A 24,036-nucleotide genomic window follows, 5' to 3' on the forward strand; every position below is an offset into this window, starting at 1 on the left:
CCATAGTGAAAGGACCCCTTACTCCACCGTTACCGACTTGGCGAGGTTGCGCGGCTTGTCGATGTCCCTGCCCAGGGCCAATGCCGTGTGGTAGGCGAGGAGTTGGAGGGGGATGCCCATGAGGATCGGGTCCAGCTCGTCCTCGTTCTTGGGCACGATGATCGTCTGGTCGGCCTTCTCCTGGTTCTGGTGGGCGACCGCGAGGATCCTGCCGCTGCGGGCCTTGATCTCCTCCAGGGCGGCGCGGTTCTTCTCGAGGAGGTCGTCGTCGGGGACGATCGCGACCGTCGGCAGGGCCGGCTCGATCAGGGCCAGCGGGCCGTGCTTGAGCTCGGAGGCCGGGTAGGCCTCGGCGTGGATGTAGGAGACCTCCTTGAGCTTCAGGGAGGCCTCACGGGCCACCGGGTAGCCCCGGACACGGCCGATGAAGAGCATCGAGCGGGCCTCGGCGTACTCCGCGGCCAGCTTCTTGATCTCGTCCTCCTGCTCCAGCATCTCGGAGATCTGCGCGGGCAGCTTGCGCAGGCCCTCGATGATCCGCTTGCCGTCGCGGACGGAGAGGTCACGGGTGCGGCCCAGGTGCAGGGCGAGCAGCGCGAAGGCGACCGTGGTGTTCGTGAAGCACTTCGTCGAGACCACGCAGACCTCGGGGCCCGCGTGGACGTACACGCCGCCGTCGGCCTCGCGGGCGATCGCCGAGCCGACCACGTTCACCACGCCGAGGACCCGCGCGCCCTTGCGCTTCAGCTCCTGGACGGCGGCCAGTACGTCGTACGTCTCACCGGACTGGGAGACGGCGATGTAGAGGGTGTCGGGGTCGACGACCGCGTTGCGGTAGCGGAATTCCGAAGCCGGCTCTGCGTCGGCGGGGATGCGGGCCAGCTCCTCGATCATCTGGGCGCCGATCATGCCCGCGTGGTACGAGGTGCCGCAGCCGAGGATCTTCACGCGGCGGATCTGGCGTGCCGCGCGGGCGTCCAGGTTCAGGCCGCCGAGGTGCACGGTGGAGAAGCGGTCGTCGATGCGGCCGCGCAGCACGCGGTCCACGGCGTCGGCCTGCTCGTGGATCTCCTTGTGCATGTACGTGTCGTGGCCGCCCATGTCGTACGAGGCGGCCTCCCACTCCACGGTGGTGGGCTCGGCCGTCGTGCGGGTGCCCTCGGTGGTGTAGGTGCGGAAGTCGTCGGCCTTGAGGGTGGCCATCTCGCCGTCGTCGAGGGTGACGACCTGCCGGGTGTGGGCGACCAGGGCGGCGATGTCCGAGGCGACGAACATCTCCTTCTCGCCGATGCCGAGGACGACCGGGGAGCCGTTGCGGGCGACCACGATCCGGTCGGGGAAGTCGGCGTGCAGGACGGCGATGCCGTACGTGCCCTCGATGACCCGCAGCGTGTCGCGGACCTTGTCCTCCAGCTTCTCGGCCTGCGAGCGGGCGATGAGGTGGACGAGGACCTCGGTGTCGGTCTCGGAGAGGAACTCGACGCCGTCCGCTTCCAGCTTGCGGCGCAGGTCGGAGGCGTTGTCGATGATGCCGTTGTGGACGACGGCGACCTTGCCCTCGGCGTCGAGGTGCGGGTGGGCGTTCACGTCGGAGGGGGCGCCGTGGGTGGCCCAGCGGGTGTGGGCGATGCCGGTCGTGCCCTTGAAGCGGGCCGGGACCTTGGCCTCCAGGTCCCGGACCCGGCCCTTGGCCTTGACCATCTTCAGGCCGGCCGCCTTCGGGGAGGTGACGACGATGCCCGCCGAGTCGTAGCCGCGGTACTCCAGGCGCTGCAGACCCTCCAGAAGGAGGGGGGCGACGTCACGCTTCCCGATGTATCCGACGATTCCGCACATATATACGTATTCCTCAGGTTGGGCCCGGTGGAAGGAGGCCGGCTCGGCTCAGCCGTAAACGATCCGCCGCAGCTGCCGGAGCGTGAGCTCCGGCGGCGCCACCGTGCGATATTTCAGGTCCGCCTCGATCCGTCCGAAGATCTCCGCGTTCACCAGGCCCTGTGCCTGGAGCTCGCGGTGGCGGCGACGGACGTACTCCTCGGTCGTCTCGTCGAAGAAGGCGAGCACGTCCTGGACCACCCGCAGTGCCTCGCCCCGGCTCAGGGGCGTGGACCGCGTCAGATGATCAACAAGTTCGTCGTGCACCCGGTAGATCCTGGGGTATCGGCGGCGCTTTCGCAAGAACGCTGCCCGGTTTCGGGCAAGCGGATGCTGAAACCTGTGTGAGGTTGTTCGTGAGCAGCCTCTTTCGTCCCGCAACTCGTTGCCTGCGGGGATGAGCTTCATGAGCCATGGGCATTCCTCGCATGGGAGTACCGTTCCTGTCGATACCGACCATCGCTGGCCGTATCGAATGAACCCGGTCCGCGCCGGAGCTCCCCCGAACGGTCTTGAGGAGCAGGGAACAACGCGAGCTGGTCACTTCGGCGCCGCCAGGTCTTGTCGCCCCGATGTGGCGCGCCTGTGGTCCTGGGTGGGCTCGCGGTCCCGCGTGGCCGAGGAACGAATGCGGTCTGGCCGGTAGCTCTCCGTGCAACCATCCTCTGGTGGTTGCCGGTCACACCTGGCCGACGCCGGATCCGATGTCCGAGGCCACGTCTGCCGATTGCCACGGCGGCAGCGTGGTGCCGCGTGACGGTGGTCTTGGTCTGTCGCTGGAGCGGAGCCTTCCAGTGCTGGCCGCCCCAGATCGTGGTGTATGCGGGATCGACCGCGATCACGACGAGTCCGGAGTGATAGGCCATGCCGCGTAGGCGTTCGCGGAACCTCGCTGTCGGGATCCCGGCCACGGTGCGCCGGAACTGCCTGCCGCGCGCACCCCGGCCCATGGTCTCCCGTCCGGCGGCTCGAGCGTCGGCGAAACCCAGGTCTTCTACGACGACCCCCGCGCAGTGGTGCTCGCGGGCGAAGGCGAGCAGCTCGCTGATCGCAGCGCGTAGCCTTCCGTCACGTTGGGAGGCGGGGCCGGTCAGGGCAAGTGGGATCGTGATCGGCTCACCGATGGGGTTGCCGTTCGGGTCGAGCATGCATGCGGCCAGGTGGTCAGCGTTCAGGTCGGCAGCGAGTAGGTGCTGCCCGGACGCTTTGATCTCTTCCAGCGCGGGTGGGGCGGTCTTGTCCGAGCTCCAGGAGGCGTCAAGGTACCAGCGGTCCCGGCCGGGCTCGTACACGATGTCGTAGCGGACCGCTCGGTTCGCCGTCACGCGGTCCAGCCATTCTTCTCGGCGGTGGCGGAAGGCGACGGTGCAGGCGAGCTGATACCGGCCGCGGGGTGCATTCGCCAGGTGCCGCAGCGGCTGCGGTAGCACGATCGTCACCGTGCCGGTCTCCGGATCCACGGAGATCGTGTAATTGCCGAGCGGGGCACCTGACTCTCCATCGGCGGTCAGGAACAGTCGGCTTGCGTCCCACCGTTGCCTCCACCGTTCTGACGTGAGTCGCCCCTGGGTCAAGTGGTGCCGGAGCTTCGCCAGGCGCTTGCCGCCGACCACGATCGAGGGGCGACCGGCTGCGATGCGCTCCTCCACGATGTGGAGGCGGTCAGTGAGCAGCTGCAGGCGCCGCTGTTTCTGGAAGCGTTCGCTCTGGTTCGCATAGCCCCGCACCTTGCCTCGGCGTTCTCCGCACGGCACCAGCAGACGACGGCGGATCGCCTTGATGGTCCGGAGCAGTGCGACCCGTTCTGTGCGCAGGCAGCGCAGGGAGAGCTGATACTGGTCCTCCGAGAGGCGTGTGATCGCTCCTGCCCATCGCGAGGACGAGACTGCCGTCAACGACTTCTTCCGCTCGGCCCGCTGGGCGTCCTTGGCCCTGACTGAGCCAATGCGGACGCGCTCGGCCAGATCGGCACGTTGATGGCGGCCCAGATGCTCGCCGACCAGCCGCAAGACCGTCTCGTCCGACACCAGGAGCCGCAGCCGGTCACGAATCCGGGCCCCCGACGGCGCCGCCACTGTGAATGGATCAGCCAACTCGCGCAGTTCGCGCTTCCTCTTAGGCGCAACGAGTGCCACCAGCCGACCCCCTCCCCACGGGTCACAACGAGCCAATTGCCACTGCCGACTATGCCTGTCTCGCGCTGGCAAGGTCTGAGGAACCAGCCGCTGTTCACCCGTACGAGGGCCGAACGGGCATTCCGATGCGACGCTAAACTCCCGTATGCCTAGATCCCTTTGAGGATCGCCTGCTTGGCCATCGTGAACTCCTCCTCCGTCAGCACGCCCGTGCGGTGCAGTTCGCCGAGCTCGCGCAGCCGTCGCAGGAGGGCGTCGTGGCCGTCCTCGGCGGCGGGCGCGGCCAGTGCCTTGGCCTCCGGCGGCCGGACGTCCCCCGGGGCGGCCGCCGCCGGATGCGGGAGCCGGGCCTGGACGGCCGCCGCGACCAGGGCCATCAACGGGTCCTTCTTGAAGCCCCACAGCTCCACGGCGTTGGGGTCGTACTTGGGCGGGGCCTTGGTCGGGGCGTTCTTCACGCTGAAGCGGAGGTAGCCGTTGTCCAGGCCGATCGCCGGATGCCACTCCACGGCGGTGAGGTCGGTGACCGCGAGGGTGCGGGGGCCGGCGGCGGCCTTGGCGTCCTCCGTCTTCCAGTTCCACTCCAGCCGGATCAGCTCGCCGTCGAAGCTCGCGGTGCCGTCCCCGGCGGACACGGACAGCGGCAGCGCCGGGCCCGGCAGCAGATAGGCGTCGACCGGGCCGGTCGGCACCTGGTCCAGGAGCAGGGCGCCGCGGACCTCGTCCACGAGGTACTCGGCGACGCCGTACCGGTCCGACTCGACGACCAGCTGGTACGGGTCGTGCGGCTCGGTGAGCCGGCCGCCGGTCGCGTGCAGCAGCGGGTCGGAGCCGTCGCGCAGCCGCAGCCGCAACCTCCCGGTCTTCTTGCCCTGTTCGAAGGAGACACCGGCCAACGCGCCGAGCGGCACGACGAGTTCGCCCAGCGTCCTGCGGAGCAGGCTGACGTTCTTGTCCCGTCCGGGGGTCAGCCGCAGGGCGTCGCCGTCGAAGACCCAAGTGCCGTCCTTCTGGAGGATTTCCGCCATGGGGGGATTGTTTCACCTGTTCCTTGCGAGGAGGCCCTGGCGTTCACGCTGGGGAGGAATCGCATCCGGGGGTCGCGACGCGGAGCGTCGCCGCATCCGGTTCAGGGCGCGGAGCGCCCGTACTGCTGCCGGTATCGCCGAGGTGATGCGAACGCGTGTTCCTGTGATCGCTGGTCGGGGTGGTTGCCGTGGGATCGGGGTGCGTTTGTGCGGCTGTCGTACATACGGTCCTTCAAAGGGTTCGGGGCGGCGCATGTCCTGGCCGGGGCTGTGGGGGCGAGATGACACATGGGGGAGTGGCGGCGGGGGTCGGGCATGCCCGCTACACGTACCGGTTGCGCGTGTCGTTGACCGCTCGCACCGCCCTGGCGGCGGAGTGGGACCGGTGCCGCTGGGTGTGGAACGAATGCCTCGCCAAGTCTCAGGCCGTAAACCTGCAGAACAAGTCCACCGGCCACAAGGCCACGTGCGGTCCTGCTCAGCTCGACAGGATGCTGACCCAAGCCCGGAAGACGACGCCGTGGCTGCGTGAGGGATCGTCGGTTCCCCAGCAGCAGGTCATCCGCGACTTCGGCCGCTCCCGCGCCAAGGCGCACAAGGACATCACGGAGCGCCTGCCCATGGCGCGCCGGACCGGGATGCCGAAGTGGAAGACCAAGCGCGAGGCGCTGCCGACCCTCAACTACACGAAGCGCGGGTTCCGGTTGAAGGAGGGCCGGCTGCACCTGGGGGGCGGCATCGTGGTGACGGTGGTGTGGTCGCGGGAACTGCCTGGTGAGCCGTCCTCGGTGCGCGTGTACCAGGACAGCCTCGGGTACTGGTACTGCTCCTTCGTCGTCCCCGCCCAGGTCCAGCCGCTGCCGGAAACCGGTCGCGTACTCGGCGTCGACTGGGGTGTGAAGGAGACCGCGACCACCACGTCCGACGCGCACGACCTGCCGCACGCCGGGTACGGCAGGAAGGCCCAGGCGAAGCTGACGCGGTATGACCGGATGATGGCCCGCCGCAGGCCGGAGAAGGGCCGGCCCGGATCGAAGGGCTACCGCGAGGCGAAGAAACTGCGGGCGAAGGCCTACAAGAAGGTCGCCAGGCAGCGTCAGGACACCGGCCGCAAGTGGGCCAAGAAAGTTGTCCGCGACCACGACATCATCGCTGTCGAGGACTTCCGCCCGAAGTTCCTCGCTCGGACCAGCATGGCCCGCAAGGCCGCTGACGCCGCCATCGGCGCCACCAAGGCCGCTCTGATCGAGATGGGCCGCAAGCACGGGCGGGACATCCGCCTGGTACACCCCGCGCACACCACGATGGACTGCGCGCACTGCGATGCGAGAGCCAAGCACGCACTGCCGCTGGGAATGCGCACCTACACCCGCGCCGCGTGCGGAGCGGTGTCCCCACGGGACAAGAACTCCGCACGCGTGATGCTCGTCCGGGCTGGTCTCAACCCGGCTGGTGCTGATGGCGCAAGACCTCCTGGAGCGCTGCTCCAGGAGGCTGCCTGAGCCAGGAATCCCCTCCCTTCAGGGAGGGGAGGATTCAATGGTTTCGAGGGAGAGTTGGTCCATACCTGTTCGGGCTCAAGGAAGGGACCGTAGGTGAGACAGCACCACAGAACGACCCGCCTTCTCGGCTCGCTGCTGCTCGTCGCGGCGGCGGGTGTCTCCGCCGTCGGCGCGACCCCGACTACCGCCGCGCAGAGCGCCCAGCCGCTCGACCGGATCGTCCCGGCCCCCGCCTCGGTCACCCCCGGGGGGTCGCCGTACCGCCTCACCCGGGACACGCACATCCGCGTCGACGACACCCGCGAGGGCCGCCGCATCGGCGCCTACCTCGCGGACGTCCTGCGCCCCTCGACCGGCTACCGCCTGCCCGTCACCACGCACGGCAAGGGCGGCATCCGACTGCGCCTGGCCAAGGGCCCGTTCGGGGCCGAGGGCTACCGCCTCGACAGCGGCGGCAAGGGCGTCACCATCACGGCGGCCGAGCCCGCGGGGCTCTTCCACGGCGTGCAGACTCTGCGCCAGCTCCTCCCGGCGGCCGTCGAGAAGGACTCCGTCCAGCCCGGACCGTGGCTGGTCGCGGGCGGCACGATCACCGACACCCCCCGCTACGGCTGGCGCGGCGCGATGCTCGACGTCTCCCGGCACTTCTTCACCGTCGACCAGGTCAAGCGCCACATCGACCAGTTGGCCCTCTACAAGATCAACAAGCTGCACCTGCACCTCAGCGACGACCAGGGCTGGCGCCTGGCCGTCGACGCTTGGCCGCGCCTGGCGACCCACGGCGGCTCCACGCAGGTCGGCGGCGGCGCCGGCGGCCACTACACCAAGGCCGACTACCGGGAGATCGTCGGCTACGCGGCCTCCCGCTACCTGGAGGTCGTCCCCGAGATAGACATGCCGGGCCACACCAACGCGGCCCTGGCCTCCTACGCCGAGCTCAACTGCGACGGCGTCGCACCCCCGCTCTACACCGGCACCGAGGTCGGCTTCAGCTCCCTGTGCGTGGACAAGGAGATCACGTACGACTTCGTGGACGACGTCGTCCGGGAACTCGCCGCCCTCACCCCGGGCCGTTACCTCCACATCGGCGGCGACGAGGCGCACTCCACCAGCCACGAGGACTACGTGCAGTTCATGGACCGGGTGCAGCCGATCGTCGCCGAGTACGGCAAGACGGTGGTCGGCTGGCACCAGCTGACCGGCGCGACCCCGGCGAAGGGGGCGCTCGCCCAGTACTGGGGCCTGGACTCCACCAGCGCCGAGGAGAAGGCGCGGGTCGCCAAGGCGGCGCGGAGCGGGACCGGGCTGATCCTCTCGCCCGCCGACCGGATCTACCTCGACATGAAGTACGACGAGGACACCCCGCTGGGGCTGTCATGGGCGGGCTTCGTCGACGTGAAGCGGTCCTACGACTGGGATCCGGGCACCTACCTGCCGGGAGCGCCGCCCGAGGCGGTGCGGGGCGTCGAGGCGCCGATCTGGACCGAGACGATCGTGACCGGCGAGGACGTCGAGTACATGGCCTTCCCGCGGCTCGCGGGTGCCGCCGAACTCGGCTGGTCGCCGGCCGCCACGCACGACTGGGACGGCTACCGGGTCCGGCTGGCGGCGCAGGGGCCGCGGTGGGACGCGTTGGGGATCGGCTACTACCGCTCGCCCCAGGTCCCTTGGCCCGAGGCGTAGGAGTCGGGACATGATGACGGGCACCCCGAAGGACCGTACTCCGGGGTGCCCGTCCGTCTGTGGGGACTGGTGGTCACAGTCCCGCGATGGGGTTCTCCAGGTCGCCGATCAGCTGGAGGGCGCCGGCCGGGTCCGCGAGGTCCACCATCTGCTCGTTGTTGCGCAGCTGGAGCCGGTTGAGGCAGGACAGCGCGAACTCGGGGGCGAACATGTCGTACCGCTTGAACTTGTCGGCGAGTTCGGGCACCGAGTGCTGGTAGTCGCGGGTCACCTCCGCGACCGTGCGCCAGAAGTCGTCCTCCTCCAGAATCCCCTCGGTGACGAGGTTCGCGGCGAGGAAGCGGAAGAAGCAGTCGAAGACGTCCGTGAAGATCGACAGGAGTTTCTTGTCGTCCGGGACCTCGACGCGCAGCCGCTCCACCGTCGGCGGCAGTACCGCCTCCGGGTCCATGACGGCGATCTCCTCGGCGATGTCCTTGTAGATCGCGCGCTGGACCACGCCGTCCTTCAGGACCAGGATCACGTTCTCGCCGTGCGGCATGAACACCAGGTCATAGGCGTAGAAGCTGTGCAGGAGAGGGGTGAGGTAGGCCCGCAGGTAGTGGCGCAGCCACTCGGCCGGCGTCAGTCCGGACTGTTCGATCAGCGCGCCCGCGAACGAAGCGCCCGCGTGGTCCACGTGGACCAGGGAGGCCATCGTCGCGAGGGACTCGCCGTCCTGGAGGGAGGACACCGGGCTCTCGCGCCACAGCGCGGCGAGCATTTTGCGGTACGGCGAGTAGCGGTCCGTCGCCTGCTCGTACTCCAGGTGCCGGTAGCCCACGGCCGCCCGCTCCCGGATGATCGTGAGGCCGGTCGACTTCAGTAGCGGGTCGCCCTCGATGAGCTGGGCGAGCCAGTCGTTGATCGCGGGGGTCGCCTCCATGTAGGCGGCCGAGAGCCCACGCATGAAGCCCATGTTGAGGACGGACAGGGCCGTCTTCACGTAGTGCTTCTCGGGGTGCGACGTGTTGAAGAAGGTCCGGATGGACTGCTGGGCCAGGTACTCGTCGTCGCCCTCGCCCAGGCACACGAGGTGACCACGGGCGACTTCGGCGGCGAAGGTGACGGTGAGCTTGTTCCACCACTGCCAGGGGTGGACGGGGATGAGGAGGTAGTCCTCCGGGTCCCGTCCCTGGTCCTTGAGCACCTGGGAGAACCGCTCGACCGTGGCCTCGCCCAGCTCGTCCCGCACGAAGGACTCGTACTCGATCCCGACGCCCGCCGTGAACGCCGCCCGCGAGCGGTGCGCGGCCAGCCACACCAGGCGGACCGGGCTCGCGGTCTCGGGGGCGTACGACAGGTACTCGTGGATGCCGAAGCCGAGCCGTCCGTTGTTGGCGACGAAGCAGGGGTGGCCCTCGGTCATGCCGGTCTCGATGGCCTGGAAGTCGCTCTTCACCAGCTCGGCGACCGGGATCTGGGGCTTGGTGAGCTTGTAGCAGGTGCCGGAGAGGGTGGAGGAGATCTCCTCCAGGTAGACCGGCAGGATCGCGTCGCTCAGACCGAGGGTCCGCTTCAGCTCGATGAAGAAGTCCAGGGCCGCCAGGGGAAGTTCGTTGCCGTCCCGGGTGCGGGTGATCGAGTCGGCGGCCACCTGCCAGTGGTCGAGGGCGTGGCGGGTGGCGGAGAAGCGGTAGCGGGTCAGGCCGTCGTCACTCCGTACGACGTACTCGTCCCCGCCCCCGTCTCCGTCCTTCTCCGGCGCGATCAGCCGTTCGTGCGCGAACTCGGCCAGTGCCTTGCGGATGAGCAGGCGGTTGGCCGTCTCCCAGCGCTCGGGGGAGAGGTGGGCCACGGCGTCGGCGAGGCTCATGCCGCCACCCCCGTCGCCGCGGCGAACTGTTCCCGGGTGCAGAAGCTCAGCAACGCCTTCTTCTCCGGCTTCTGTATCTGGCGGTCGGGCACGAACCCGACGGCTTCGTTCAGGGCGTGGACGGCCTTGTTGGACACGTCGGGTTCGACGACCACCCGGGCGGTGGCGGGGTCCTCGAAGAGGTGCGTCATCACGGCCGTGATGACCGCGCGGGTGAAGCCGTGCACGGGCCGGTCGGTGGGGGCGACCAGGAAGTGCATGCCGACGTCTCCGGGCTCGGGCTCGTACAGACCGACCAGCTCGTGGTGGGCGGGGTCGTACTTCTCCATCAGGAACGCGGGCACGCCGTCGTGCAGGCCGATCAGCGCGTGCCAGTGCTCGTCGGCGGCGATCTCCATGTACGCGCGCTCGACGTCCTCCAGTCTGGCGTCCTGCATCATCCAGAAGGCCGCCTTGGGGTGGGTGACCCAGGAGTGCACGAGCTCGGCGTCCTTGAGGGGGTCGAGGGGGCGGAGGGTGAGGGTGCCCAGGTCGGTGCGGGTGCCGGTGGTGGGGGTCATGCGGCGAACTCCTGGAACGCGATGGTCTTCTCGACCGGGTAGTACTCGCTGCCGAGCAGCTCTCGGATGATGTAGCTGTTGCGGTACGCGCCCATGCCCAGGTCGGGGCTGGTGATGCTGTGCGTGTGGACGCCGGCGTTCTGCAGGAACACGCCCCGGCCGGTCACGTCGATCGCGTAGTTGCGGGCGATGTCGTAGTTGCCCTGGGAGTCGTAGAGCAGCCGGTCGCGGACGGGCTTGAGGAACTCCGGCTCGGCGTACTTGTAGCCGGTGGCCAGGACCAGTCCCTGCGAGGTCAGCTCGTAGTCCTTCTCCTGCTCCTCCTGGCGGAAGGACAGGGTGTACGTGCCGTTCTCGTACCGGGCGCTGTGCAGCGAGGAGTTGGTGAGCAGCCGGGTGGGCACCGGACCGCCGAGGTTCTTCTGGTAGAGCAGGTCGAAGATCTCGTTGATCAGGTCGCCGTCGATGCCCTTGAACAGGTTCTTCTGCTCGGCCGTGAGGCGGTAGCGGGTCTTCTCCGGCAGCGCGTGGTAGTAGTCGACGTACTCCGGGGAGGTCATCTCCAGCGTGAGTTTCGTGTACTCCAGCGGGAAGAAGCGCGGCGAGCGGGTGACCCAGTTCAGCTGGTAGCCGTGGACGTCGATCTCGCTGAGGAGGTCGTAGTAGATCTCGGCGGCGGACTGGCCGGAGCCGACGAGGGTGATCGACTCCTTCTTCTGCAGCTCCTGCTTGTGCTGCATGTAGCGGGAGTTGTGCAGGAAGTCGCCGCCCAGGCCCTGACAGGCCTCGGGGACATAAGGCGGGGTGCCGGTGCCGAGGACCAGGCGGCGGGCGCGGAAGGTCTCGCCGGCCGTGGTCCGCACGACGTACAGCTCGTCGCCTTCGTCGTACTGGACGTCCGTGACGGTGGTGTTGAAGCGGACGCAGCTCAGTTTGTCCGCGGCCCAGCGGCAGTAGTCGTCGTACTCGACCCGCAGCGGGTAGAAGTTCTCGCGGATGTAGAACGAGTACAGCCGGCCCTTCTCCTTCAGGTAGTTGAGGAAGGAGTACGGCGAGGTCGGGTCGGCGAGGGTGACCAGGTCCGACATGAAAGGGGTCTGGAGGTGGGCGCCGTCCAGGAACATGCCCGCGTGCCACTCGAAGCCGGGCTTCGAGTCCAGGAAGATGCCGTTCAGTTCGTCGATGGGCTCGGTGAGGCAGGCGAGGCCCAGGTTGAACGGGCCGAGCCCGATCCCCACGAAGTCGTAACTGCGGGCGGATTCAGGAAGCGCGGTCAAGGGACTCTCCCAGGTACTGCTCGGCATGGCCGGCGATCAGGTCGAGTACGGCGGCCATGTCGTCGGTCGTCGTCTCGGGATTGAGCAGGGTGAACTTGAGGTAGTGGCGGCCGGCCACCTTGGTGCCCGCGACCACCGCGTCGCCGGAGGCGAACAGGGCCTTGCGGGCGTACAGGTTGGCGCGGTCGATCTCGGCCGGGTCGGTGACGGCGGCCGGGATGTAGCGGAAGACGAGGGTGGAGAGGGTGGGCTCGACCACGACGTCGAAGCGCGGGTCGGCGGCCAGCAGCTTCCAGCCCTCCACCGCCAGGTCGCAGACCTCGTCGAAGAGCTGACCGATGCCGTCGGCGCCCATCACGCGCAGCGTCATCCACAGCTTGAGGGCGTCGAAGCGGCGGGTGGTCTGCAGGGACTTGTCGACCTGGTTGGGGATACGTTCCTGCACCATGCGGCGCGGGTTCAGGTACTCCGCGTGGTAGGTGGCGTGGCGCAGGGTGGACGCGTCCCGGACCAGCACCGCGGACGAACTCACCGGCTGGAAGAACGACTTGTGGTAGTCGACGGTGACCGAGTCGGCGCGCTCGATGCCGTCGATGCGGTCGCGGTACTTCACCGAGGCGAGCAGTCCGCAGCCGTAGGCGGCGTCGACGTGCATCCACACGCCGTACTGGTCGCACAGCTCGGCGATCTCGGGCAGCGGGTCGATGGAGCCGAAGTCGGTGGTGCCGGCGGTGGCGACGACGGCCATGGGGACGAGGCCGTCCTGCTTGCAGCGCTCCAGCTCGTGGGCGAGCGCGACGGTCTGCATGCGCTTGTCGGTGTCGACGGGGATCGACACGACGGAGTCCTGGCTGAGGCCGAGCAGTTTCGCGGACTTCTGCACGCTGAAGTGGCTGACCTCGGAGGTGAAGATGCGCAGTTTGGCGAAGGAGGCCGGCCCGTCCCATCCGTCCCGGCCCGGCTTCGCCTCCTCGCGGGCGAGGAGCAGCGCCTGGAGGTTGGACTGGGTGCCGCCGGAGGTGAACACGCCGTCGGCGTTCTCGCCGAGGCCGATGCGGGCCGTGGTCCAGTCGACGAGCTTGCGCTCGATGAGGGTGCCGCCGGCCGACTGGTCCCAGGTGTCCAGGGAGGAGTTGACGGCGGAGAGGACGGCCTCGCCGACCACGGCCGGGATGACGACCGGGCAGTTGAGATGGGCGAGGTAGCGGGGGTGGTGGAAGTAGACCGCGTCCCGGAGGTAGACGTCCTCCAGTTCGTCGAGCACCGCACTGGTGTCGTGCAGCGGCTTGTCGAGGTCGATCTCGTCGATCGTGGGGGAGAGGGCGTCGACCGTGACGCCGGTGAACGGACGGTTCGTGGTGGCGAGTTTGGCCGCCACCCGCTCTATTCCTTCCGTCACGGAGCGGCGGTAGTGCTCCGCGGTCGTGTCGTTGAGCAGGTGCGAGCGCATGTGCAAGTCCTCCGGTGGGGACAGTCCGTGGGGCTGGGAGCGGGGCGGAGCCTCGGCTTCAACTTAAGTTAGCCTAACCTAAGTAACGTGCAGGAAATGCAGCCCCTGCCGTGACTGCGGTCACTCTGAACGCAGCCCTGCCTTGTACGAGTTGGACGTTTCGGTCATTCCTGCTCGCGCAGCTGCTCCTCGGTCAGGCCCTGCCGCCAGTAGCCGACGAAGGTGACTCTGCGGCGGTCGAACTCGCGCTCGCGCACGAAGTGCCGACGCAGCTCCTTCACGCACCCGGACTCGCCCGCGATCCAGACGTACGGGTGCTCGGCGGGCGGGAGTTGAGTGTCACGCAGGGCGCTGAGCGCCATGGGGGAGCTCTGGATGCTGCTCTTCTCGTCCTGCACCAGCCAGGTGATCTCGGCGTCCGCCTGCGTCACCACGTCCTGGATGTCACCGGCGTGCGGGACCTCCAGCCAGACCCGGGCGCCAAGGCCCGCCGGCAGCGACTCGACGATGGAGCAGGCGGCCGGTACGGCGGTCTCGTCGCCCCAGATCACCACCAGGTCGGTGTCCTCGGGCGGGCGGAAACGGATCGCCCGGTTGTCCGCGATCGCCGGGCCGAGCAGGACGACCTGGTCGCCGGCGGCGGCGTCCGCGGCCCACCGGGAGGCGGGGCCGGCCTCGATGGCCGCGTCCGGCTCGACGCCGTGCAGCACGAAGTCGATGTCGATCTCGTCCGTATGGCCGTCGGCGTCCCGCCGCAGGGCGCGGAGCGTGTACGAGCGCATCACCGCCCGTACGTCGTCCGGGAGTTCGCGCCAGCCCTGCCACCAGCCGTCGCCGAGCTCGATCGGAACCCGGGGCTCCTTCTGGCCGGGTTGCGGGATGAACAGCGACAGGGACTGGTCCTGTCCGTCGGAGTGGAAGTCGCGGAGGTCGGGGCCGTCGAAGGTGACCCGGACCAGGGACGGGCCGAGCCGCCTCGTCCGCACGACCTGGAGGGAGAAGAAACGGAACGGGGCGGCTACGGCGGTGGCCATGGGGTAACTCCTGAATCGACGTCAGGTACAGGTGCCTGGGGGCGCGGGGCTGGGCCGGTATGCGGCTTCGCCGCGGGGCGCGACCGGCCACAACCGGCCCGCGGTCACCTCCGGCAAAGCTCAGCGACCCCTGGTCAGCTGACCTTCTTCGCCTTCTCCAGCGCCTCGGCGAGGCTGGTGAGCAGCGGGGTGCACTTGGCGTAGGACAGGATCGGCTCGGGGGAGCGCGCGATGACCTGGCCGGCCTTGACGGCGGGCAGCTTCTTCCAGGTGGCCTCGGTGATGTCGGCCGGCTGGATGGTCGAGGAGCGGTCGTCCATCATGATGATGTCGGCCTTGTACTTGTCGACATTCTCCCAGCTCAGCGACTCGAACCAGCCGCCACCGACCTTCTTCGCGCTCTCCGGGGGCTCGACGAAGTTCACGCCGAGGGCCTTGAAGTACTCCAGGTCGATGGAGAGGTTGGTGCCGGAGACGTAGAACAGCTCCGCGCTGGCGGAACCGGCCATCACCTTGATGTCGGGCTTGGCCTTGGCGGCCGCGCGCAGGCGGGTGGCGGCCGCCTCGAAGGCCTTCTTGGCGTCCGTCACCTTGGCGGAGGTCAGGTCGCCGCCGAGGGACTCGGCCAGCTGCCACATGCGCTCCAGCGGCTGGGTGAGCTGGCGGTCGTAGACGGAGATGCCGACGCTCGGGGCGAGCTGGGCGATCTTGTCCTTCGACGCCTCGGGGACGTACCAGAGGGTGCCGGCGTCGTCGAACAGCGTGGAGATCAGCACGTCGGGCGCGAGGGCCGCGTACTTCTCGACGTTGAACTGGTCCCAGGCGTTGCCGAGGACGGTGAGCTTGCTGATGTCCATGTCGCCGGCCTGGACGTCGGCCTTGCCGTCCGCGGTCTTGGTCGGGCCGAAGACGCCCTTGACCGAGATGCCGTAGTCGAAGAGGGCGGCGGCGACGCCGGTGAAGGCGACGATGTTGGCGGGGGCCTTGTCCAGCTTCACGGTCGTGCCGCGGTCGTCCTTGAAGCTCCAGGGGCCGGAGGCCTTCGCGGACGCCGTCGAGTCCGAGCCGCTGCTCTCCGAGTCGCTGTCGCCGCACGCGGCGAGGAAGGCGCCGAGGCCGAGCGCACCCCCGGTGGCGAGGATCCCGCGGCGGGAGAAGTTGGCGGTTGTGGCGTTCGACATGGGATGGGTCTGCTTTCGTGCGTACGGGGGCCACTGGGGGGTCCGCGCCTGCGGGTGGCTGGAATCAGACTTAGGTTAGCCTAACCTTGCACGCTGTCCAGAAGGCACCCGGTACCTGTTCCCCGGCTGCGGAGGGCGATACCCGGGACTTCTGTGAGGCGAGCCACAAACGGGCCGGGTCCCGCGGAACGGCTCCTGCGGAATCACGCCGGTGAACTCCCTTACGGCGCCCGCCTCTTCGCCCCTGCGGCGGGGATGACGTGGCGCGGCTGGCAGGGACGTCCACTGCCGTCGTCAGTTATGTCATCGCCTCGGCTTCCCTGGGTGCTCCCCGGCGCCGCGAACCTCGTCCTGGGCGTGGTCGCCGTCGTTCCCCCGTGGTTTCTCGTGCAGTTCGCGAGCAACTACCCCCTCGCGGCCCTGGGCACCACCAGCCGCGAACCCACGGACGACGACGGCATGTTGCCGTGGGCGATGCCGCTACAGCTCGTCAGAGCCAGTTCACGTCGGGGACGTGACCGGAATCCGCTTCAAGCTCGGTTTCAGGTGCGCGGCGAATGAACCCTGAGGTGTCCAGCTCGAAGTCGAAAGGGGCGGGAACCCGCACGGGCCGCCCGAACGGGACGTTGGTCCGCGACCGGTATCCCTTCGGAGACGGGTCCCAGAAGACCGAGACCTCCTGCACCTGCATGTCGAGCACGAGGTACACCGGCACGATCCGCCCGTACGTTTCCTGACCTGGGTGTATGCGCCGGACGATTGGACGCGGACGACCGCGACACCACCGGCGTCCGCCAGCGTTCCGACGTCCTCGCCGGGCATCCCGATGGCGAGCAGTACGTCGGAGTTGTACGTCTGGTCGCTCGGCCGGTGGCCGGTCATGGAGATCGAGGTACCGAAGCCGTCGCCGGCTTCCGGCGCGCCGGCGATCCCGGTGCTGTTCTGGTCGAGTCCGAGGAGTGGCGTGGGCATGCCATTGGAGAGGTTGTGGGTGAAGACCGCGACGCCTCCGGCGAACTTTTCGTCACCGATGGCCTCTCCCAGGCTGCCGACCGCGAAGTAGCGGTTGGTCCCGGCGAGCGAGTAACCGAAGCGGTCGTTGGCCTCGACCGCACCGGGGATATCAGGGTCGTTCTGGCTGAGGGGCTTCTTGGTGCTGCCCTGCACGTATTCGATACAGCCGGCGTCCGAGTAGGTCTTGCCGTCCACGGTGACGTTCTCACCGGGGACACCGACGATCAGGTACGGCGCACCGCTCGCGGTCGAGCCCGCCTTCAGGGAGAAGCCGAACCAGTCGGACGCCTCGATCCCGGTGGTCGAGTCGAGCCCCTTCTGGGTATAACCCCCGATCTTGGAGCCCGCCCCGATGCCGGTGGGCGTGCCATGGACGATGAAGATTGCCCCCGCGTTGACGACGTTGACGCCGTCCTGCACGACATCCTCGTACGGCGCCCCCACCACCAGGTCGCTACAGCCGTCACTGTCGGCGTCATAGGAGGCGACGGAGGCCCCGAAGCTGTCACCCGTCTCCGGCGCCGCCGACATTCCGGTGGTGGCCTGAGAGACTTCCGAGACCCCCTTGCCGCCGCCGAGTACTACGCGCACCAGGCCGGCCTGCTTGGCCCCGTTGACCGTGGCGTCCGGGTCCGCGATCACGGTGTCGGTCACCCCGTCGCCGTTGAAATCGCTCGTCGTCCCAGCCGTGCACGTGGCCGCCGCTGCCTGTGGCGACGCCAGCGTCACGACCCCCATAGCGGCCAGGAGCAAGTTGGCCAGCGCGGCTAACCCCCCGGCCAGATGTGTACGCGCTCGCACACTCCCACCCCTTGTTTTTCTTCGAGCACGCCAACGTAAGGCCACCCTATGAATGATGTAAGAGGAGACTAAATGCGATCCAAATAAAGATCGTCAAGACTTATCGGAAAACTGGCTGCATACAGCAATTGCATCGATTGCGTTGATCTTTGCCTTACGTACTGCAATTAGTGAGAAATGGACTGTTGGCTTCGAATCGGGGCAAACGGGTCGGCTCGGCGCCTCAAGGTCCAGCGATTGGCCACTACTTCATCAAACTCTCATCTGGCGGGCGCAGGGGAGTCGTTATATCTTCACTACTCAACGAGACTTCTTGAATGCAAATTACGCTTGGCGCGGGCGGTGAAAGTCACGCGATACCGCCGAGTCTGTTATGCCTGTCAGCTCTTCGGGAAATGCGTAACGACGGCCGGGGCGGCTATTTCGATGATTGTCTCTGCGCTCGAATCGATCCTGTTGCTCGGCGAACAATCCGTCGACGCCCAGGCCGGCAGGTAAGGTCCGTGGGATGCGGAGAATCAAGGTCAGCGTGATCGTCCCCGTCTACAACACCGGGAAGTACGTGGACGAATGTGCGCCATCGCTGCCGGGGCAGAGTTTGCCCGCCGACGAGTACGAGGTGATCTACGTCGACGACGGGTCGACGGACGACACGCCGGCCCGGCTGGGAAAGATCGCGTTAGCGCATCCGAACGTCCAGGTGCACACCATGCCGAACTCCGGGTGGCCGGTGCGCCACGCAACCTCGGTATGCGGCACGCCAAGGGTGAGTACGTCCAGTTCGTCGACCACGACGACACGCTCGGGTCCGAGGCCCTGGAGCGGCTCTACGAGCACGCGAAGCGCAACGACGCCGATGTGGTGATCGGAAAGATGTCCACCACGATGGCGCGGCCACGGCGGCTGTTCCGGTACACGGTGGACGCCTGCACGATCGAGAACGACGAGCTGATGCAGAGCTTGTCGCCGCACAAGATGTTCCGGCGGGCCTTCATCGAGGAACACGGGCTGCGGTTCCCGGAAGGGCCGTGGATCATGGAGGATCTGGCCTTCGTCAGCGCTGCCTACCTCAAAGCCGAACGGATATCGATCCTCGCCGACTACCCCTGCTACTACTGGATGAAGCGGGACGACGGTGGCAATAACACCCGGCACCGGTTCAACCCGCAGCAGGGGTTCTGGCCCAACTTGCGCACCATCGTCCGCCAGATCAAGGACGGCACCACCCCGTCCGACGACCTCGACGCGTTGCAGAACCGGCTGCTGCACCGCCTCTACCACGTGGAGATCCTCTCCCGGGCCCGTGAGCCCGAGATCCTGCGCGAGGACCCGGCCGAGCAGCGGCAGCGATTAGAGATGGCCCGTGCGGTGGTGCTGGAGGAGTTTCCAGTGGCTGTCCGGGAGGGCCTGCCCGCAGTGTCACGGCTGCGGGCCGAACTGCTCGAACGCGGCGATTTCGACGGGGCGGTGGCGTTAGCGGAGCGCATCCGTGAGGTGCAGGCACGCAGCGAGCTCGGCGAACCGCGGTGGGAGGACGGCTGCCTGGTCGCCGACGTCACGCTGGACCTGGTGCGCGGCGACGGCGAACCCCTGGTCCTCGTAGAGCGGGAGGGGAAGTGGTGGCTGGACCCCGCGCTGCTGGACGGCGTGCCGGGAACGGGCGGCGGCTGGGAGGTCCGCGATCCGTTCCGGCTGGCCTACGCGGAGCTGGTGGTGAAGGACCGGGATCGCGAGGACTGGTGGTACCCGGAGGGCGACCTGGAGGTGCGGCTGCAGCCCTTCGAGGAGGGTCGGTCGCGGCTCGTCGGGACCGGGCGGCTGCGCCTCGACCCGGAGCGGCTGGCGGGCGGCCGGCCGCTGGAGCGCGGGGTTCACGAAGTGTGGGCGTACGTCCAACTGCTGGGCGTCGACCGGATGGTCCGCATGACCGGCGACGGCACTCCGAGCGCCCCGGCCGCGGGCCCGGCGCTGACCGGCGGGCGGCTCGCTCTCCCGTACTGGACGGCAGGCAGGGGCCAGCTCACCCTCGACCTGGACCAGCGCCTGCGAAGACTCGGCCCCGACACGACCAGTGCCGCCGCCGTGAACGCCGCGCGCGGCAAGACGTCACTCCCGCTGCCGTACGTGGTGACGGCGGACAGCGCCCCGGTTCCCGTCAAGGTCACCGTGTCCGCCCTGACAGTGGAGGCCAAGCTGACCTCCGGCGCCGACGGAACGGCGCGGCTGCGCCTCCCGGCCCGCCTCAAGCTGCCGGCCGGACGCCACCCGGTCGCCCTCCCGAAGGCGGACACCCCGGTCGCGTACGCCGTCGTCCGGGACGGGACCCTGCTGCGTCTGGAGGGCCCGGCGTACGAGGCCGGCACCGGGCGTCGGCTCCGGGACCTTGTCGCCGACAACCGTCAGGTCCGGCGTGTACGGCGGCGGTTGGGCGCTTAGGGCCGAGTGGACCTCGCCGGCCCGTTTCCGCGCGGACGCGGGCCGGCGTCCGGCACTCAGCCCGTCAGGCCCAACTCCCGTGCGATCAGCATGCGCTGGACCTCGCTCGTGCCCTCGCCGATCTCCAGGATCTTGGAGTCGCGCCACATGCGGGCGACCGGGTACTCGTTCATGAAGCCGTAGCCGCCGTGGATCTGGGTGGCGTCGCGGGCGTTGTCCACCGCGATCGTCGAGGAGTAGAGCTTCGCCAGGGCGGCCTCCTTCTTGAAGGGGTCGCCGGACACCAGGCGGGACGCCGCGTCGCGCCAGGCGAGGCGGGCGGTGTGGGCCTTCATCTCCATGTCGGCGATCTTGAACTGGATGGCCTGGTTGGCGCCGATGGGCCGGCCGAAGGCGTGGCGTTCCTTCGCGTACCTCACCGACTCGTCCACGCAGCCCTGGGCGAGGCCCGTCGCCAGCGCCGCGATCGCGATCCGGCCCTCGTCGAGGATGCGCAGGAACTGGGCGTAACCCCGGCCCTCCTCGCCCAGCAGGTTCGCCGCCGGGACCCGGACGTCGGAGAACGACAGCTCACGGGTGTCCGAGGCGTTCCAGCCGACCTTCGAGTACGGCGCCGCGACCGAGAAGCCCGGGGTGCCCGAAGGGACGATGATCGCGGAGATGCGCGGACCGCCGTCCGGCTTGCGGCCCGTGACCGCCGTGACCGTCACCAGGCCCGTGATGTCGGTGCCCGAGTTGGTGATGAAGCACTTGGTGCCGTTGATCACCCACTCGTTGGTCGCCTCGTCCAGGCGGGCCGTCGTGCGCGTCGCGCCCGCGTCCGAGCCGCCGTCCGGCTCCGTGAGGCCGAACGCGCCGAGCATCTCGCCCGTGCACAGACGGGGGAGCCATTCCCGCTTCTGCGCCTCCGTGCCGTACAGGTGGATCGGCATCGCGCCCAGCGACACGCCCGCCTCCAGCGTGATCGCCACCGACGAGTCGACGCGCGCCAGTTCCTCCAACGCGATACCGAGGGCGAGATAGTCGCCGCCCATACCGCCGTACTCCTCCGGGAACGGCAGCCCGAACAGGCCCATGCGGCCCATCTCGCGGACGATCTCGTACGGGAACTCGTGCCGCTCGTAGAAGTCGCCGATCTTGGGGGCGACGACGTCGTGCGCGAACTCCTCTACCGTGCGGCGGAGTTCCTCCAGCTCGGGGGAGAGACGGTGGTCCATGACAGGTCACTGCTCCTTGGGGTCCTCGTGAGACAAGGCTCGGACGGTACGAGAAGGGCTGGGTCGGCCCAGTTGTGCGGCCATCCACGCGCTCGTGGCGACGAGGTGGTCGAGGTCGACCCCGGTGTCGATGCCGAGGCCCTGAAGCATCCACACGAGGTCTTCGGTGGCGAGGTTGCCGGTCGCGGACTTCGCGTACGGGCAGCCGCCGAGGCCGCCCGCCGAGGCGTCGACCGTGGTGACGCCGTACTGGAGCGCCGCCAGGGTGTTGGCGAGCGCCTGGCCGTACGTGTCGTGGAAGTGCACGCCCAGCGTGCCCGTGGGGACCCGCTGTTCGGTGAGCTCGGTGAGCAGTGCGAGGACGTGGCCCGGCGTCGCCACGCCGATCGTGTCGCCCAGGCTCAGCTCGTCGCAGCCCATGTCGAGGAGGGCCCGGCAGACCCGGACGACCTGCGGGACCGGCACCGCGCCCTCCCACGGGTCGCCGAAGCACATCGACAGGTAGCCGCGGACATGGACGTCCTGTGCCTTCGCCCGCGCCACCACCGGCTCGAACATCGCCAGTGCCTCGTCGACCGTGCGGTTGAGGTTGGCCTTGGCGAAGGACTCGGTGGCGCTGGCGAAGACGGCGACCCGGCGGGCGCCCAGCGCGAGGGCCCGGTCCAGGCCGCGTTCGTTCGGCACGAGGACCGGGAGCGCCACCTCCAGGTCGCTCACCAGCGGGAAGAGCTTTTCCGCGTCGGCCAGTTGAGGCACCCACTTCGGGTGGACGAAGCTGGTCGCCTCGATCGTCGTCAGGCCCGCGTCGGCCAGCCGGCGGACGAACTGAGCCTTGACCTCCGTGGGGACGGTGCTCTTCTCGTTCTGCAGGCCGTCGCGCGCGCCGACCTCGTGGATGCGGACGCGGGCGGGCAGGCCCGGGGCCGGTACGACCATGGGCAGGCCCCGTTCGGGAGTGCTCATGCGGTCTCCTCCTCCGCCGGGGTGATGACGGCCAGCACTTGGTCCATGGCGACCGTCGACCCCGGCGCCACGTCCAGTTCGGCGACCGTGCCGGCGTGCGGGGCGGAGATGACGTGCTCCATCTTCATCGCCTCGACGACCAACAGGCTCTGCCCGGCGGTCACCTCGTCGCCCACGGCGACCTTCACGACGGTGACCGTGCCGGGCATGGGCGCGGTCAGCGAGTCGGCGCCCGCGTGCCCGGCCCGGGTGAGGGAGGCGGCGACCGGGTCGTGGTCGCGCACCTGCCAGGCGTCGCCGTCGCGGCCCAGCCAGGTGCCGTCCGGCAGCGCGGCGAAGGTGTGGGCGACGCCGTCGAGGTGAACGGTGAAGCGGGCCGGGCCGCCCTCGCCCGGGGGTGGGCCCCCGCGTACCGGGAGGGGTACCTCTGTGCCCTCGAGGAGCACTTCCGTCCCGCCGTCCGGCGTGCTGCGCACGCGTACCGTGCACGGGTCGTGCCCGGCCACCCGCAGGTGGTGCGCCGTCCACGCCCGTTCCCCGCCCAGGCGCCAGCCGGTGGTGGCCGAGAACGGGTCGCTCCAGCCGGTCCCCTGCGCGGTCCCCTCCGCGCCGAGGGCGGTCTGGCGCAGCAGTGCCGCCGCCGCGTAGACCTCCCGCGGCACGTCGGCCGGGACGAGTCCTTCGGCCTCCCGCTCCACCAGCCCCGTGTCCAGCTCGCCCGCCACCACCGCCGGGTGCGCGAGCAGCCGCCGCAGGAACCCCGCGTTGGTCGGCACGCCGAGCGTGACCGTCTCCGCGAGGGCCGCCCGGAGCTTCCTGAGCGCGGTCGCCCGGTCCGGCCCGTACGCGATCACCTTGGACAGCATCGGGTCGTACAGGCTGCCGACCTCGGTGCCCTCGCTGAGCCCGGAGTCGGTGCGGATCCCGTCGCCCTGCGGCTCGCTCAGCTTCAGCAGCGTGCCGCCGGAGGGGAGGAACCCGCGCGCGGGGTCCTCGGCGCAGATACGGGCCTCGACGGCGTGCCCGGTGAGCTCGACGTCCTTCTGCCCGAAGGGCAGCGGCTCGCCCGCGGCGACCCGCAGTTGCCACTCCACCAGGTCGAGGCCGGTGACGAGCTCGGTGACCGGGTGTTCCACCTGGAGGCGGGTGTTCATCTCCATGAAGTAGTACGAGGACGGGTCGTTCCCTGGGACGATGAACTCGACCGTGCCCGCGCCCGCGTACCCGCACGAACGTGCCGCCTGGACCGCCGCCTCGCCCATCGCCGCGCGTGTCTCCTCGTCGAGGAGCACGCTGGGCGCCTCCTCGATGATCTTCTGGTGGCGGCGCTGGAGGGAGCACTCGCGCTCGCCGAGATGGACCACGTGCCCGTGGCCGTCCGCCAGGACCTGGATCTCGATGTGCCGGGGCCGGTCGACCCACCGCTCGACGAGGAGCGTGTCGTCACCGAAGGAGGCGCGGGCCTCGCGGCGGGCGGCGGTGATCTCGTCGGCGAGCACCGCGGCATCGCGCACCAGCCGCATGCCCTTGCCGCCGCCGCCCGCGCTCGGCTTCAGCAGCACCGGCATGCCGATCTCGTGGGCGGCGTCGGCCAGTTCGGCGTCGGTGAGTCCGCTGCCGCTGGATCCGGGCACGACCGGCACGCCGGCCGCCCGCACCGTCTCCTTGGCGCGGATCTTGTCGCCCATGAGCGCGATCGCCTCGGCCGGCGGCCCGATGAAGACGAGCCCGGCGTCGGCGCAGGCGCGCGCGAAGCCGGCGTTCTCGGCGAGGAAGCCGTAGCCGGGGTGGACGGCCTGGGCGCCGGTGCGGGCGGCCGCCGCCAGCAGCCGCTCGGCGGACAGATAGCTCTCGGCGGCCGGCGCGGGACCGATCCGTACGGCCGTGTCGGCCTCCCGAACGTGCCGTGCGTCCGCGTCCGCGTCGGAGAAGACGGCCACCGAGCGCACGCCGAGCGACCGCAGCGTACGGATGACGCGGACGGCGATCTCGCCCCGGTTGGCCACAAGCACTGTGTCGAACATC

17 protein-coding genes and 1 pseudogene are annotated in these 24,036 nt (G+C 69.2%); 4 read left to right on the forward strand and 14 right to left on the reverse strand.

Translation table 11 applies throughout. The annotated features are described in order from the left end of the window. Positions 1–18: 18 nt before the first annotated feature. The 4 genes from glmS to KUM49_RS30810 form a co-directional block, all read right to left on the reverse strand. Positions 19–1,836 carry a glutamine--fructose-6-phosphate transaminase (isomerizing) gene (glmS, locus tag KUM49_RS30795; RefSeq protein ID WP_217240244.1) on the reverse strand — a complete coding sequence of 606 codons (1,818 nt, stop codon included), beginning with the start codon at positions 1,834–1,836 and terminating at the stop codon, positions 19–21. A 48-nt stretch (positions 1,837–1,884) separates the two neighbouring features. Next, a complete protein-coding gene (locus KUM49_RS30800) occupies positions 1,885–2,142 on the reverse strand; it encodes a hypothetical protein (RefSeq protein ID WP_217240245.1) in 258 nt (85 codons plus the stop codon). A 137-nt stretch (positions 2,143–2,279) separates the two neighbouring features. Further along, complete coding sequence (locus KUM49_RS30805) at positions 2,280–4,010, reverse strand: hypothetical protein (protein ID WP_217240246.1); 1,731 nt, start codon at positions 4,008–4,010, stop codon at positions 2,280–2,282. 149 nt (positions 4,011–4,159) lie between these two features. Further along, positions 4,160–5,038: a DUF4429 domain-containing protein gene (locus KUM49_RS30810; RefSeq protein WP_217240247.1), complete on the reverse strand. Its 879-nt coding sequence runs from the start codon at positions 5,036–5,038 to the stop codon at positions 4,160–4,162. Between the two features lie 281 nt (positions 5,039–5,319). Here KUM49_RS30810 and KUM49_RS30815 point away from each other — a divergent pair, with 281 nt between their 5' ends. Continuing rightward, positions 5,320–6,540, forward strand: coding sequence for an RNA-guided endonuclease TnpB family protein (locus KUM49_RS30815; protein ID WP_217240248.1), 1,221 nt, complete (start codon positions 5,320–5,322; stop codon positions 6,538–6,540). Positions 6,541–6,633: 93 nt separating this feature from the next. Then, positions 6,634–8,223, forward strand: a complete 1,590-nt coding sequence (locus tag KUM49_RS30820; RefSeq protein WP_217240249.1) for a beta-N-acetylhexosaminidase — start codon at positions 6,634–6,636, stop codon at positions 8,221–8,223. 73 nt (positions 8,224–8,296) lie between these two features. On the opposite strand, the gene KUM49_RS30825 is transcribed toward KUM49_RS30820, so the two are convergent. The 7 genes from KUM49_RS30825 to KUM49_RS30855 form a co-directional block, all read right to left on the reverse strand. Continuing rightward, positions 8,297–10,078, reverse strand: a complete 1,782-nt coding sequence (locus tag KUM49_RS30825) for an IucA/IucC family siderophore biosynthesis protein (RefSeq protein ID WP_217240250.1) — start codon at positions 10,076–10,078, stop codon at positions 8,297–8,299. Continuing rightward, positions 10,075–10,638 carry a GNAT family N-acetyltransferase gene (locus KUM49_RS30830; RefSeq protein ID WP_217240251.1) on the reverse strand — a complete coding sequence of 188 codons (564 nt, stop codon included), beginning with the start codon at positions 10,636–10,638 and terminating at the stop codon, positions 10,075–10,077. Before KUM49_RS30830 ends, KUM49_RS30825 begins: the two co-directional genes overlap by 4 nt. After that, positions 10,635–11,915, reverse strand: coding sequence for a lysine N(6)-hydroxylase/L-ornithine N(5)-oxygenase family protein (locus KUM49_RS30835; protein ID WP_217240252.1), 1,281 nt, complete (start codon positions 11,913–11,915; stop codon positions 10,635–10,637). The genes KUM49_RS30830 and KUM49_RS30835 overlap by 4 nt, the downstream gene beginning before the upstream one ends. Further along, entirely contained in the window at positions 11,899–13,365 is a 1,467-nt protein-coding gene (gene desA, locus KUM49_RS30840; RefSeq protein WP_217240253.1) for a lysine decarboxylase DesA, read from the reverse strand. The genes KUM49_RS30835 and desA overlap by 17 nt, the downstream gene beginning before the upstream one ends. A 164-nt stretch (positions 13,366–13,529) precedes the next feature. Beyond that, complete coding sequence (locus tag KUM49_RS30845) at positions 13,530–14,399, reverse strand: siderophore-interacting protein (protein WP_217240254.1); 870 nt, start codon at positions 14,397–14,399, stop codon at positions 13,530–13,532. A 134-nt stretch (positions 14,400–14,533) separates the two neighbouring features. Continuing rightward, positions 14,534–15,580, reverse strand: coding sequence for an ABC transporter substrate-binding protein (locus KUM49_RS30850; protein ID WP_217240255.1), 1,047 nt, complete (start codon positions 15,578–15,580; stop codon positions 14,534–14,536). Between the two features lie 501 nt (positions 15,581–16,081). After that, positions 16,082–17,440 (reverse strand): VCBS repeat-containing protein, encoded by a 1,359-nt coding sequence (locus tag KUM49_RS30855; RefSeq protein WP_308406813.1) that lies wholly within the window; start codon positions 17,438–17,440, stop codon positions 16,082–16,084. Between the two features lie 463 nt (positions 17,441–17,903). On the opposite strand from KUM49_RS30855, the pseudogene KUM49_RS50350 reads away from it, so the two are divergent. Together KUM49_RS50350 and KUM49_RS30860 are read left to right on the forward strand one after the other, a co-directional pair. After that, a pseudogene (locus tag KUM49_RS50350) lies at positions 17,904–18,059 on the forward strand (glycosyltransferase family 2 protein); the annotation flags it as partial. A gap of 59 nt (positions 18,060–18,118) precedes the next feature. Next, a complete protein-coding gene (locus KUM49_RS30860) occupies positions 18,119–19,831 on the forward strand; it encodes a glycosyltransferase (protein ID WP_308406814.1) in 1,713 nt (570 codons plus the stop codon). A gap of 56 nt (positions 19,832–19,887) precedes the next feature. Here KUM49_RS30860 and KUM49_RS30865 read toward each other — a convergent pair whose 3' ends face one another. From KUM49_RS30865 to KUM49_RS30875, 3 genes are read right to left on the reverse strand one after another with little or no spacing between them, the layout of a single operon-like run. After that, positions 19,888–21,048, reverse strand: coding sequence for an acyl-CoA dehydrogenase family protein (locus KUM49_RS30865; protein WP_217240256.1), 1,161 nt, complete (start codon positions 21,046–21,048; stop codon positions 19,888–19,890). Positions 21,049–21,054: 6 nt separating this feature from the next. Further along, positions 21,055–22,011 carry a hydroxymethylglutaryl-CoA lyase gene (locus KUM49_RS30870; RefSeq protein ID WP_217240257.1) on the reverse strand — a complete coding sequence of 319 codons (957 nt, stop codon included), beginning with the start codon at positions 22,009–22,011 and terminating at the stop codon, positions 21,055–21,057. Continuing rightward, complete coding sequence (locus KUM49_RS30875) at positions 22,008–24,035, reverse strand: acetyl/propionyl/methylcrotonyl-CoA carboxylase subunit alpha (protein ID WP_217240258.1); 2,028 nt, start codon at positions 24,033–24,035, stop codon at positions 22,008–22,010. Before KUM49_RS30875 ends, KUM49_RS30870 begins: the two co-directional genes overlap by 4 nt. Between the last annotated feature and the right edge of the window lies 1 nt (position 24,036).

The sequence above is a fragment of the Streptomyces sp. AC555_RSS877 genome, from assembly GCF_019049245.1.
Classification (GTDB): Bacteria; Actinomycetota; Actinomycetes; order Streptomycetales; family Streptomycetaceae; genus Streptomyces.